General features: G+C 51.9%; 9 protein-coding genes. 3 read left to right on the forward strand and 6 right to left on the reverse strand.

The features are described from left to right. The 4 genes from AC6R0L_RS11955 to fabB form a co-directional block, all read right to left on the reverse strand. The coding region (locus tag AC6R0L_RS11955; RefSeq protein ID WP_500629271.1) for a FimV/HubP family polar landmark protein at nt 1–2928 on the reverse strand (2928 nt) is incomplete at its 3' end. A gap of 203 nt (nt 2929–3131) precedes the next feature. Next, nucleotides 3132–4145, reverse strand: a complete 1014-nt coding sequence (locus tag AC6R0L_RS11960) for an aspartate-semialdehyde dehydrogenase (protein WP_334555269.1) — start codon at nt 4143–4145, stop codon at nt 3132–3134. Next, entirely contained in the window at nt 4142–5275 is a 1134-nt protein-coding gene (locus AC6R0L_RS11965; protein WP_500629272.1) for a 4-phosphoerythronate dehydrogenase, read from the reverse strand. Before AC6R0L_RS11965 ends, AC6R0L_RS11960 begins: the two co-directional genes overlap by 4 nt. Before the next feature lie 234 nt (nt 5276–5509). Further along, on the reverse strand, nt 5510–6721 hold the full coding sequence (fabB, locus tag AC6R0L_RS11970) for a beta-ketoacyl-ACP synthase I (RefSeq protein ID WP_487902647.1): 1212 nt from the start codon (nt 6719–6721) through the stop codon (nt 5510–5512). A gap of 130 nt (nt 6722–6851) precedes the next feature. Here fabB and mnmC point away from each other — a divergent pair, with 130 nt between their 5' ends. Then, nucleotides 6852–8867 (forward strand): bifunctional tRNA (5-methylaminomethyl-2-thiouridine)(34)-methyltransferase MnmC2/FAD-dependent 5-carboxymethylaminomethyl-2-thiouridine(34) oxidoreductase MnmC1, encoded by a 2016-nt coding sequence (gene mnmC, locus AC6R0L_RS11975; RefSeq protein ID WP_500629273.1) that lies wholly within the window; start codon nt 6852–6854, stop codon nt 8865–8867. Between the two features lie 63 nt (nt 8868–8930). Here the strand turns inward: mnmC and AC6R0L_RS11980 are convergent, their stop codons facing one another. Then, complete coding sequence (locus tag AC6R0L_RS11980; protein ID WP_500629274.1) at nt 8931–9203, reverse strand: YfcL family protein; 273 nt, start codon at nt 9201–9203, stop codon at nt 8931–8933. 157 nt (nt 9204–9360) lie between these two features. Between AC6R0L_RS11980 and AC6R0L_RS11985 the strand changes: the two genes are divergently transcribed. Both AC6R0L_RS11985 and AC6R0L_RS11990 read left to right on the forward strand, forming a co-directional pair. Then, nucleotides 9361–11499: an LruC domain-containing protein gene (locus tag AC6R0L_RS11985; RefSeq protein ID WP_500629275.1), complete on the forward strand. Its 2139-nt coding sequence runs from the start codon at nt 9361–9363 to the stop codon at nt 11497–11499. A gap of 12 nt (nt 11500–11511) precedes the next feature. Further along, nucleotides 11512–12021 (forward strand): hypothetical protein, encoded by a 510-nt coding sequence (locus AC6R0L_RS11990; protein WP_500629276.1) that lies wholly within the window; start codon nt 11512–11514, stop codon nt 12019–12021. Here AC6R0L_RS11990 and AC6R0L_RS11995 read toward each other — a convergent pair. Then, nucleotides 12014–12544: an elongation factor P hydroxylase gene (locus tag AC6R0L_RS11995; protein ID WP_500626001.1), complete on the reverse strand. Its 531-nt coding sequence runs from the start codon at nt 12542–12544 to the stop codon at nt 12014–12016. The two genes, AC6R0L_RS11990 and AC6R0L_RS11995, sit on opposite strands and share 8 nt — an antisense overlap. Between the last annotated feature and the right edge of the window lie 85 nt (nt 12545–12629).

Below are 12629 nucleotides of genomic sequence, written 5' to 3' on the forward strand. Positions count from 1 at the left end.
GTCTGATGATTCCTTCTCATCCGATTCCGGTGCTTCTACCGCTTCACTCTCCTGTGTGTTAGAAGCTGGTTGATCAATGCCCTGGTCCCATCCAGCATCAACGGCAGGTGTACTCTCATCCTCTACAGGTTGTGTTGGTTCTGGCTCAGTCGCTAACTCTTCCTTAACCTGACTCTCTTCTAATGGGCTCTCTTTAACGTGTGGCTGCTCAACCTCTTCAATGGCAGACTTCAGCCAATCATCATCGTCAGCATCATCACTTTGGTCATCATCACTCAGCGTAGCTGGCTCTGCTGGCGTTTCCTCACTGCCGCTTTGCGGCAGCAACTCGTCACTATCGAGCGGCATCTCTGAGTCATAGTCAGGATTTTCCACTTCGTCGATAGCGGCGCTTAACCAGTCGTCTTCATCTTCTTCTGGCTCTGGCTCTGGCTCTGGCTCTGGCTCTGGCTCTGGCTCTGGCTCTGGCTCTGGCTCTGGCTCTGGCTCTGGCTCTGGCTCTGGCTCTGCAGGGATGAGATCAGACTCGTCCTGCTCGTCAAGCGCTAACGTAGATAAATCAGGGTCTTGTTGTTGTTCGTCGAGCAATGGGTCACCTTGCGGGGCAACACTCATCATATCGTCGATGAACTCTTCGCTAGAAAAACCTTTCTCTGGTTCTGGTTCTGGTTCTGGTTCTGGTTCTGGTTCTGGTTCTGGTTCTGGTTCTGGTTCTGGTTCTGGTTCTGGTTCTGGTTCTGGTTCTGGTTCTGGTTCTGGTTCTGGTTCTGGTTCTGGTTCTGGTAAAGCCTGTTCCTCTGCTTGCGCTTGGTCAAGCAAGGTATCGACATCTTCACTCACGCTAGGCGACACGTGGTCAGCAATGGCTTCTAGGCTCTCTTCACTACTCTGCTCAATATCAAGCAGCTCTTCGAACAAGTCAGTGGCGTCATCGTTGAGATCCTCTTCGCCATCTTGCCCTACCAGTTCATCCAGCAGATCCGTGCCTGCATCAAGAGGGGCATTTAACTCATCGGCACTAATCAGCTCATCGAGTTCACTGTCGAGTAGAGATTGTGAATCCTCAAACGGGTCCTCTTCATCGACCTCCAGCAACTCGTCGAGTAACTCGGTGCTCTCAGGCTCAACGCTCTCCTCAATATCAGCGCCAATCAAGTCGTCGAAGTCATCCTCTTCGTCATCATCGAGCTGGAAGTCTGACTCTAGCATTTCGTCAAGCAGAGCGGCGTCATCGACCGAGTTAGACTCGAGTTCCTCTAAGTTAGCTTGCGCCTCCGCTTCTGCGAACAGCGCATCAATATCATCATCGGATGCAATTGAGGTTTGTGTCAGTTCGTCATCGGCCTCATCACTCAAATCAAACGCATTTTCCGCTTCATCAAGCAACTCATCGAAGTCGACATCGCCCTCATCACTCTCTTTGTTCTGCTCAAACAAATCATCCAACATGGATTGATCGAGCTCGCTACTTTCTAGCGAGTCGTCATCGCTGTCACCGGCGAGCAACGAGTCAATGTCATCTTGACTAAAGTCGCCCCCATCCGAGAGGTCGAAACTGTCATCTTCATCGTCGTCCATCACGACATCATCAAGCGCACGTTCCATCTCTTCCAAGCTGAGCGCTTTATCGTCCCCTTTGACGCTGATACCGTTGGCACTGTCCACTTCATCGGCAAGGGTTTCATCCAGATCGCCGTCATCGCCGATACCGGCGAATGGGTCCTCACCCTCTTCGCCCTCGAGGTTGAAGTCTAAATCGCTGTCATCAAGGTCGGCAAACACATCCGCTTCATCACTTTGCTCTTCCGATTCATCGGAGAACAGCGCTTCACCGTCATCTGACTCGCCAAACAAGTCATCATCGAGCAGAAGATCATCACCAATATCTTCATTGAGCGTATCGGGGACAACAGGTGCAACCGTTGGCGTCGCTTCCGGTGTGTTTTCTGCTTGAGGCTCAGATTTAGAACGGCGCCCGAGTAACAACATGACCAACAAACCAATGATCAAACCAGGAACCACCGCCATTGCAGCCACTGCCCAAGTGTTCGATAGCAACTTATCCCATTGGCTTGGCGCCATTTTTTGCTCTTCCGCCAGCTTGAGACGTTCGGCTTCCAGCAGTTTTTCAACTTCGTTGCGAATGCGTGATTCATCGCCCAAGGAGTCTTTGAGTACGTCCACTTCCGATTGAACCTGTGCAAGCATCAGGCGCAGTTTGTGGTTTTTCTCCTCCAACGCCATCAACTCTGTTTCAGAGGTTTTGAGCTGATTTTCTAGCGTCGAGACTTCACCTTGGCGCTCTTGATTGGCAATGTCTTTCAAATCGCTGTTTTGTGAAGCACTGTCTTGTGGGCGACTTTCAGGCGTACTCGGCACATCTTGCGCCGGTTTGGCCATCATGTCTGGCGTTGTAGACTCAACGACCGAAGCGTCGACTGGCGCCGTGACCGGAGGGGTTGCCCGTTGAGGCTGAGGCGCTGGGGCGACGGGTTGAGTCGGTGTTAAGCGCGCTTGGTGCGCCGCCATCACATTGACCGCTTGATCAGTGGTAGCACTCTGGATTTGCGCTAATGAAGGGATACGAAGATTGCTGCCTGGGATCAGTTCATGGATATTTTGGTTGTCGAAAGCTTGGGGATTGATCTGATAAATAGCGTAGAGGGTTTGCTGCACAGAGACTTGATTAGAGGGTCTCAGTTGCGAAGCGATGCTCCATAAGGTCTCTTGTTCGCCAGTCGGTCCGTAGAAGCGTGACGGTTCATTCGCTAGTCCAGAGCGACGCGCAAGCGGCTGTGCAAACTGTGGAGAAGACTGAATTTCGCCATTTGGACCCTTTAGGCGAATGCTTTCTGCACTAACGATGGATGTCTGAGTCACGGCCACCAATGCCAAAGGCAAAAGCAGGCGCTTAAAAATATGAAGCATAAAAGGCTCAGCTATGTGCTTAATAGTTTGAAAACGTTGATCTGTTAAATATATCGGATAAACGCAGTAAAACTATAGGCTGAGAGCCAAAAAATGTGTGTCCTACGCCATAATCGCATGAATCTCACACTAATTTTCTTACTTTGACTAAAAAAGCCTCGCACTAGGGCGAGGCTCTTAAAAGCGAAGCGGACACTCAGTACTCAGTAGTAATCGCGAATCAACACTTCGGCGATTTGTACCGCGTTGGTCGCCGCGCCTTTGCGGACGTTGTCGGCCACCACCCACAAATTGACGCCACTGTGGTGGCTAATGTCATTGCGGATTCGTCCGACCATGACGTGATCTTTGCCGCCAGCATCGCGAACTTGGGTCGGAAAATCCTCGCCATGGAATACTTCAACCCCTTCTGTTTGCTCCAGCATCTGCACGACTTCGCTTGCGTCAATCGGCGCACGAGTTTCTACGTGGACCGCTTCAGCATGGCCATAAAACACCGGCACGCGAACGCAGGTCGGGTTCACCGTAATGGATGGGTCATTAAAGATTTTTTGCGTTTCCCACACCATCTTCATCTCTTCTTTGGTGTAGCCGTTTTCCATCATCTGGTCGATCTGTGGAATACAGTTGAACGCGATCTGCTGAGAGAACTGGTTGGTTTCAGCGGGTAACCCATTGAGTAGTTTAGCCGTTTGCCCTGCCAGCTCATCAATACCGGCTTTGCCTGCTCCTGACACTGATTGGTAAGTCGAGACATTGATGCGCTCGATACCGACGGCATCATGAATTGGCTTGAGCGCCACCAGCATTTGAATAGTCGAGCAATTTGGGTTGGCGATGATGTTGCGGTTACGAAACTCCGCAATCGCTTCTGGATTGACCTCAGGCACCACAAGAGGAATGTCATATTCGTAGCGGAAATGTGACGTATTGTCGATCACGACAACGCCTTCCTCTGCAGCGATGGGTGCCCATTTCGCCGACAAATCGCCCCCAGCAGAAAACAGCGCAATATGAACTTGAGACCAGTCAAAATTCTCAACATTCTCTACTTTGATCGTCTTGCCATTAAAACGGTAGCTTTTGCCTTCACTACGCTCACTGGCAAGTAGGTAGAGATCACCCACGGGAAATTTACGTTCTTGTAAAACGTCTAAAATCGTCTCACCGACGGCGCCTGTCGCGCCCAAAATGGCAACATTGTATTGCTGGCTCATTGATTTACCTCAACCTGAAAACCTAGTTTGGCTAGGGGTGACAACTGACAATCAGCCGTCCCCACTAGCGTGATGGCACTGTATTCGCGTCTATCCCAGTAATTTTTACGCATGGCGTCAAAGGCGCCGGGCTGACCGATTTCTCGGCGAAACAGTGCATCATCTTTACGCACATCATAGACGAGCTGTGTGATCGTGTGTAGCGTCGCCTCATCCCACGCTCGATTAAGCTCAAGACGAGGAACCGGCGCGATCGGCAACAGATCACTGGCGTTCGCGCTCAACTCTTGATTTAAAAACTCACAAAAGGCATTAAAGATCATCGTCGTGCCACGAGCTTTCCCCTCAAGCCCATATCCAGCCACATGAGGGGTCGCGAATGCTAGCAGAGGCAGCAACTCCATATCAACCTCAGGTTCAAATTCAAACACGTCCAGTGCTGCAATAAAGCCATCTTGACGCGCAAGCCGCGCCTTAAGTGCACTGTTGTCCACGATGGGGCCCCGCGCCGCATTGATCAAGATTTGGTCGCCGCGTAAACGGTTGAGTACCGCTTCATCGATAAGGTGATGGGTAGGATACTCGCCCTCTTTCGTAATCGGCGTATGGATGGTGATAATATCCGCTTGCTCGAGCAAGGTATCCAGCGGAGTAAACGAACGCGCGTCGCCTTGCGCTTGTTTTGGTGGATCATTGATGAGCACTTGAATGCCGATCCCCTCCAAACACGCTTGTAAGTAGCTGCCCACCTGACCAGCACCAATAATGCCAACGGTTTTATCAAACACCGAGAAACCATGTTGCTGCGCTAGCACCATCATCACACTCACCACATATTCAGCAACGCCGACTTTGTTGCATCCGGGAGCGGCGGTAAAGAAGATACCTCGTTCACGCAATAGTGCTTGGTCGACATGGTCCATCCCCGCCGTTGCGGTGCCGACAAATTTCAGTTTATTGGCGTTGGCGATAAGCTCTGCGTTCACTTTGGTGACGGAGCGAATCATGAGCGCATCCACATCGATAAGGTCTTGCGCAGTGATTTGTCGGCCTGATTTCAACACCACCTCACCCAGTTGGCTAAATAGCCCTTCGGCGTAAGGCATGTTTTCATCGATTAGAATTTTCATGGTGTGCTGTCTTTGATTAAAGGGCGTTGGGGCGATTGTGCAGAAAAGCAGGCTCGGTGTCGAGTAGCACGCCCCGTCTGACGTAAAAAAGCCCGGCGCATGGCCGGGCAATTATCCAGAACAAAAGGATCCTAACCCGCTCTCCATGGGTCAGAGTCTGCGTCTGTTCGGCGGTGAGTAAAACTCTTCACCACCAGTCCTGGAAACGGGTGTCTGGCGAACCAGCGCGAGCGATTAAGCTTGGTACTTTTTAATCACCAACGTCGCGTTCGTTCCACCAAAGCCGAAGCTGTTTGACATCACAGTGTTCAACTCAGCGTCACGCGCTTGAGTCACGATATCAAGGCCTTGAGCCGCTTCGTCGAGATTTTCGATGTTCACACTTGGGGCAATAAAGTTGTGAGTCAGCATCAAAGTTGAGTAGATGGCTTCATGTACGCCTGCAGCGCCCAATGCGTGACCTGTCATCGCTTTCGTTGCTGAAATTGCTGGGCTGTTTTGACCAAACAGCTCTTGAATCGCCCCAAGCTCTTTAACATCACCAACCGGTGTAGAGGTGCCGTGCGTGTTGACGTAATCAATGCTATCGACAGCTTGCATCGCCATCTTCATACAACGCACCGCGCCTTCACCTGATGGCGCCACCATATCGTAGCCGTCAGACGTCGCGCCGTAGCCAACAATTTCGCCGTAAATTTTCGCGCCGCGCGCAAGCGCGTGCTCAAGCTCTTCAATGACTAACATACCGCCACCACCAGAGATAACGAAACCATCACGATCCGCATCGTAGGTACGAGATGCTTTTTCTGGTGTCTCGTTGTACTTAGTCGACAGAGCGCCCATCGCATCAAACATCATGGTTTGAGACCAATCAAGCTCTTCACCACCACCAGCAAAAACGATGTCTTGTTTACCCAGTTGAATCAGCTCCATCGCGTGACCAATACAATGCGCAGAAGTCGCACACGCCGAGCTCATTGAGTAGTTCACGCCGCGGATCTTAAACGGTGTCGCAAGACACGCAGAAACCGTCGATGACATAGTGCGAGGCACCATGTATGGACCAACACGTTTCACGCCTTTGGCGCGCATGGTGTCAGTTGCCACCGTTTGATTGAGCGCAGATGCGCCACCTGAACCTGCCACAATACCGGTACGATCGTTAGAGACCAACTCTGGAGTCAGGCCTGCGTCTTCGATCGCTTGTTCCATTGATAGGTAAGCATACGCAGCCGCATCACCCATAAAGCGCATCTGTTTACGATCGATGTGCTCTGCTGGGTTGATTTTTAGATCACCCCAAACCTGCGAACGTAGACCGTGTTCTTTAAACTGCTCAGAGGCAGTGATACCAGATTTTCCTGCTTTTAGAGACGCTAACACTTCTTCGGCGTTGTTACCGATACTCGAAACAATACCCATACCGGTGATTACGACACGTTTCATTATGACAATCCTATAAATTAAATTTCCGCTAGATAATAACGAAGTTGCCCTGCAAAAGTGGTCAGCTTTCCCATAAATCCGTACAATCTTCACACTTTTAATGTCTAAATAGAAAGAACTCTGACTCTCTATGACCACTATTTCGCACGCCCAGCTTGGCTGGAATGAAGCTGGCACACCAGTTTCCGACCAATTTGACGACGTCTACTTCTCCAACGTCAATGGTCTTGAAGAAACCCGTTATGTTTTCCTGACCCAAAATCATCTTCCGCAAAGATGGCAGGAATATGACCAACGCCGTTTTGTGGTGGCAGAAACCGGTTTTGGCACAGGGCTTAACTTCCTTGCGTTGTGGCAATGGTTTGATGAATTTAGACAGCGCCATCCTGATGCGCCACTTAAAGAGCTGCATTTTGTCAGTTTTGAGAAGTACCCCCTAAGCAAAGAAGACTTGGCCAAAGCGCACCTCGCGTGGCCTGAGCTGGCCAGCTACGCGCAAAAGCTGCAAAAGCACTATCCGATTGCGGTGCCTGAGTGTCACCGTATTGTGCTCGATGACGGTGCCGTGACGTTAGATCTCTGGTTTGGTGACATTAAAGATTGCCTCCCTCTGGTTCCAGTGCCTGAGCAAGGTTTCGTCGACACCTGGTTTCTCGACGGATTTGCTCCGAGTAAAAACCCAGAAATGTGGAATCAAACGCTGTTTGACGGCATGGCGAGACTCGCCAAACAAGGCTGTCACTGCGCCACCTTTACTGCCGCCGGTTTTGTCCGTAGAGGGCTGATTGAAGCGGGCTTTGCGATGAAAAAAGTCAAAGGCTTTGGCACCAAAAGAGAGATGATTGCGGGTGAGTTGAGTGAACGCACACCTTACAGCAACCTCTCCCCCCTATTTGCGCGGCCAAATAGCGCAGACGCAGAGTCGATCGCCATTGTTGGTGGTGGCATTGCCAGCGCAACTTTAGCCACGGCGCTGATTCGACGCGGGAAACGCGTCACGCTCTATTGCCAAGATAAAGCCGCAGCAATGGGCGCCTCTGGCAATCGACAAGGCGCGGTGTACCCACTGCTCAATGGCACCCACAGCGGCGTGTCACGCTTTTTCGCCCCTGCTTTTCTCTTTGCCCGTCAATTTGTCGAGCAAGCCAGTGAACGCTTTCATTTCGACCACGACTGGTGCGGCGTCACTCAATTGATGTGGGATGAAAAATCACACACCAAACTGAGCAAACTGAATCAAGTGGGCTTTGATGCTCAACTGGTTACGCCATTGGACCCAGCGCAGACGGCGCAAACCGTCGGTTTACCGTTGGCTATGCCTAGCGTGCATTATCCATTGGGCGGCTGGCTCTGCCCGGCAGAGTTGAGCCAAGGATTGATTGACGATTTATCGGCACACCCCCTTTTCGAGGTTCGCTTTGAGCATAAGGTCACCGAACTAAAAGCGCACTCAGAGGGCACTTGGACGGTATGCAGCCAACAGGAGTCCCGCACCTTTGATGCGGTGGTGGTCGCCAATGGGCATCAGTTTACCGACCTTACGCAGACCTCCACTCTGCCACTTGGACGAGTGAAAGGACAAGTAAGTCATATCCCGACCACTGAGCGATTAAGCAGCCTGCGCAACGTACTTTGTTACGATGGCTACATGACGCCGGTGAACCCAAATAACCAGCAGCATTGTATTGGCGCCAGCTACGATCGCACGCGCCTTGATACAGAGTTTGATCCTGCTGCGCAAATCGATAATGGTGAAAAACTCAAGCGCTGCCTCCCCAACCAAGATTGGACTCAGGATGTCGATACCAGTGACAACCAATCTCGCCAAGGCATTCGCTGCGTGAGCCGCGACCATCTGCCGTTTATCGGTGCGGTGGGCGTGCAGAGCGCGACGGTGGAACAATACAAAACATTAGCAACACAGCAAGAGGATGAGGTGCTGCCGGTACCAAGTTATCCGAATCTATATTGCATGTTGGGGCTAGGTTCGCGTGGATTGAGCAGCGCACCGTTGCTGGCGGAAACACTTGCTTCACAGATGTGTGGTGATCCGATGCCACTGCCTGTCGACATCCTCGACGCCTGTCACCCGAGTCGGATGTGGGTAAGAAAATTAAGAAAGGGGAAGCCTATTACTGAGTTGTAATAGGCTTTAGTCAACAAGGCCCGATTGGCTGGCTTAGGCTCTTAAGACTCAGGTACTTAAGAGTCACGCACGTAAGGCTTGGTCAGCTAACTCGGCCCATAGGTCATTCACTATGGTGCGATCAGCAGGTGACAACTCGCTGCGCGCCCCATCTAAACTGGCTTGAATGCGGTGCTTGAACACGTCAAGATCGACGATCCCCTCTTCTTCACACGCCGCGGCGGAGAGAGAAATGTGCCCACGCAGGTAGCCACCTGCAAACAACTCATCTTCCGATGCTGTCTCAATACGCGCATCAATTAGCGCAAGCAACGCTTCTTCGTATTCCGTGATCATTCTCTGTAGCTACCTAAAATCAGTTTGATTCTCAAAAAGAGGCCAAAGCTTCTCACATTGAGAAACCCAAGGCAAATGCTTGTGTTCACAAGGGGTTGTCCTCTGGCATATCGGTTGCAACAGGGGGTTATGCACCGCAAACAACCAAGGAATTGCTATGAAGATGTCCCGATTGTCCGTCAACGTTCTCGTCGCCTTATCCCTCGCCGTAGCGCATCACAGCGCGCGTGCTGAGGTGCCTTTTGCGCAATGTCCCACTCAGGCGTTTCTAATTCAAAACCCAAACGGCTTCCCAGTGGCGTATGGTGTCGACATCGACCTCGGCAGCTATCGCGCGCTCGAATCCAATATGGGCAGTGCCAAGCTTAATGGCGCCGGTTACAGCAAGCATGATGATTTTATTTACGCGTGGGATTACGATGCCAAGACTCTCGCTAAACTCGATGCCGAATTCGTCAAATACCCGCTCGAGATGACTCAGCCCGCCGGCGTACCCGAGCGCATCTATGTCGGTGATGTGGCGGTGCATACTAATGCGTGGTTTGGCTACCACCCTTCATATGGCTTAATTAAGGCAGATCTCGAGACTCTGGTCATGACGCCAGTGGCCAATCCGTCTGATTTCGGCAAGCCTGCGATTTATGACCTCGCGTTTCATCCTGACAATGGCCTCGCCTATTCGATTGATGCGAACGGTTACTTGATTGAGATTGACGTTGAAGCCGGGAGTTCAACGCGTCTTAACCAAGTGTTGAACAAAGATCTACTCGGCTACAAGCTCACCTTTGGTGCTATCTATTTTGACGTTGACGGCAATCTCTATGGCAGCAACAACGCCAACGGTTTGGTGTTTCGTGTCACCCTAGACGGTACTCAATCCAGTGCGGATTTTTTTGCCTACGGCCCTTCCAGCAACTCGAATGATGGCGCACGCTGCGCGTTAGCGCCAGTGGTCGCCAGTGACAACACAGACTTTGGCGATGCGCCAGACAGCTATCAAACCAGTTACGCTGCGCTCGGCGCGCGCCATGGTATCAGTAGCTTGACGCTCGGGCTCAGCGTGGATGGTGAGAGTGAGGCTTATCTTCCTCCATTGAGTGATGACAGCGCCGATGGACTCAACGACGACGATGGTGTCGCGTTTCCCGTCCCGCTGCAAGTGGGCCAAACGAGTATGGTGCAAGTCACGGTCACTGGCGCGAGCGCGGACGGCGTGCTCAATGGCTGGATTGACTGGGACAGAGATGGGCAGTTTGACTCCAGCGAGCAGATCATTACCGACCGCTCGGTCATTGATGGTACAGCCTCTGTCTTCTTTGATGCGCCAACATGGGCGCAGAGCGGCGAAACCTGGGCGCGTTTTCGCCTTAGTAATACCTCTGGCATCGGTCCAAGTGGCGGCGTGCCTGAAGGGGAGGTCGAAGATTATCGGGTCGATATTACAGAAAGTGGGGTGACCACTGAGTCATACCCAGCCGGTGGCGAGTACACGACGTTTGCCTATGAAGATCAGTACCCGATGCAGGGCGATTACGACATGAATGATGTGTTAATGAACGTGCGCTACACCGAATACCAACTGGATGGCCAAGTGATTCGTCTTAAAATGGAGGGGCAAGTCGCGGCGCTAGGTGGCGATTACCACTCTGGCTTCGCTATCCGCCTTCCAGGCATCGCCCAGAGCGACATCAAACAAGACTCGGTGCGCCTTACTGTCAATGGTGAAGAGCAAAATCGCATCGTCTTAGAACCTGACACCATTGACGCTGTCTTCATCATCGAAGAGGACTTGTGGGATATCACTGAGCCCGGGGAAGCGGCCAATTGCAGCATGTTTCGTACTCAGGAGCAGTGTGGCACTAGCTATCGCCCCACTTGGACCCTGCACGTTACCCTACTCAACGCACCGAGCTTAGCGCAGATGCCCGATTTTCCCTATGACCCATTCATCTTTGCCGCGCCCGGTCATTATCATGGTGATATAGGCCATCAATTGTCCGGCTCTCACCCCGGCCGTAGCTTAGAGATCCACCTAAAGAATCAAGCACCGACGGTCAAGTTTGACCCCCGCTACCGAGCAAATGGCGTCGACGCCTCGTCCGGTGACACTTACTTTCACACCAGCAACGGGCTACCTTGGGCGATTGAAATCCCCACAAACTGGGCCCACCCACTGGAGCAGGTCGATATTCTCAACGCCTACCCAAGTTTTGATGAATTCGCCCAAGATGATAACGGCACCACCGCCACCAACTGGTACACACTCGCAGTACCCAGCCGAATTTACATCGACTAAAGGAGACGCCCGATGAGACAGCCTACACACTTCAACCCTTACTTTACAGGCGCACTATTGCTCGCCTCCCTTGGCCTCTCTGCTTGTGGCGGAGGAGGCGGCGGTGACGAGGGGGGAAGCTCCGCGAGCGTCGATGCCGTGCAGCCATCCCCATCCACTACGCCAGCGGCAACCACCGAGGGACTCCAAGCGCTCTCGATCAGTTATGACAATGACCTTGCGTCGGTCTACACGCTCAATATCGACGTCATGCTCAATGAATTGAATGGCAAAATCGCTTACCTCTCGGTATGCGACAATCGCACGGCGCAAGGCGATCTCAGTTTGGTTGACTATGACCAATGCTTAGTGAAGTCATCACTTAATAACGGCTCGGCGCAGATTGATTTGAGCGTCGCCAACCATTGGTCATCACTGATTGCTGTAGTGTGGGTTATGGAAGAAGGCAGCGTACCAACCTCATACACCTACCAACATCAGGGCGAGTCAGAGGCGGTGTGGCTGATTCCAAGCTCTATTTGACGATAAAGGCGTCAGGTTTAAGTGGCGGGGTTTGGTAGAAGGCACGTAATGCCTCAGACAATGCCAGCACACGCGGCGGCAACCCCGTCGCTAAAATGGACATCACTTCTTGATGGACTTTTTGCATGAACCCGAGGCGGTCAGGTTCAACGTCGCCATTGAGATTGTCGCAACTGACACTAAATGCAAAGCCAGCGCTGACCGATAGGATCCACTCGTACGCCTGCGGACGTATCTCCACTTGTTCAAACTGCGCTTGAACCTGTTCATCGCGGCCATCGGGGTGATACCAATAACCAAAATCTTCCAGTAAACGGCGCTCAGGGCCTGCCACACACCAATGGGCGATTTCATGCAGTGCAGACGCATAGAAACCTCGTGCAAACACGATGCGATGGTAAGGAGTAGAGTCATCCGCGGGAAGATAGATAGGCTCATCACCGCCAAGTTCAAGACGGGTCTGATACTGTTCAAAAAAGGTCTGATTGAAGAGTGCAATCAAATCGCGATAATCGTGGGTCATCTATGTGGAAGTTCAAAGTAACGATGCGCGCTATTGTACCCGACTCCGCTGCCAGCGTTAAGACGCGCCACTGTGAAAAGAAAAC

The organism is Vibrio sp. R15-SG3-ISO1A (assembly GCF_059833955.1).

Coding starts and splice junctions, on each gene's coding strand:
- AC6R0L_RS11960 (WP_334555269.1), bottom strand. CDS start 4,145: ATGAGCCAGCAATACAATGTTGCCATTTTGGGCGCGACAGGCGCCGTC.
- AC6R0L_RS11965 (WP_500629272.1), bottom strand. CDS start 5,275: ATGAAAATTCTAATCGATGAAAACATGCCTTACGCCGAAGGGCTATTT.
- fabB (WP_487902647.1), bottom strand. CDS start 6,721: ATGAAACGTGTCGTAATCACCGGTATGGGTATTGTTTCGAGTATCGGT.
- mnmC (WP_500629273.1), top strand. CDS start 6,852: ATGACCACTATTTCGCACGCCCAGCTTGGCTGGAATGAAGCTGGCACA.
- AC6R0L_RS11980 (WP_500629274.1), bottom strand. CDS start 9,203: ATGATCACGGAATACGAAGAAGCGTTGCTTGCGCTAATTGATGCGCGT.
- AC6R0L_RS11985 (WP_500629275.1), top strand. CDS start 9,361: ATGAAGATGTCCCGATTGTCCGTCAACGTTCTCGTCGCCTTATCCCTC.
- AC6R0L_RS11990 (WP_500629276.1), top strand. CDS start 11,512: ATGAGACAGCCTACACACTTCAACCCTTACTTTACAGGCGCACTATTG.
- AC6R0L_RS11995 (WP_500626001.1), bottom strand. CDS start 12,544: ATGACCCACGATTATCGCGATTTGATTGCACTCTTCAATCAGACCTTT.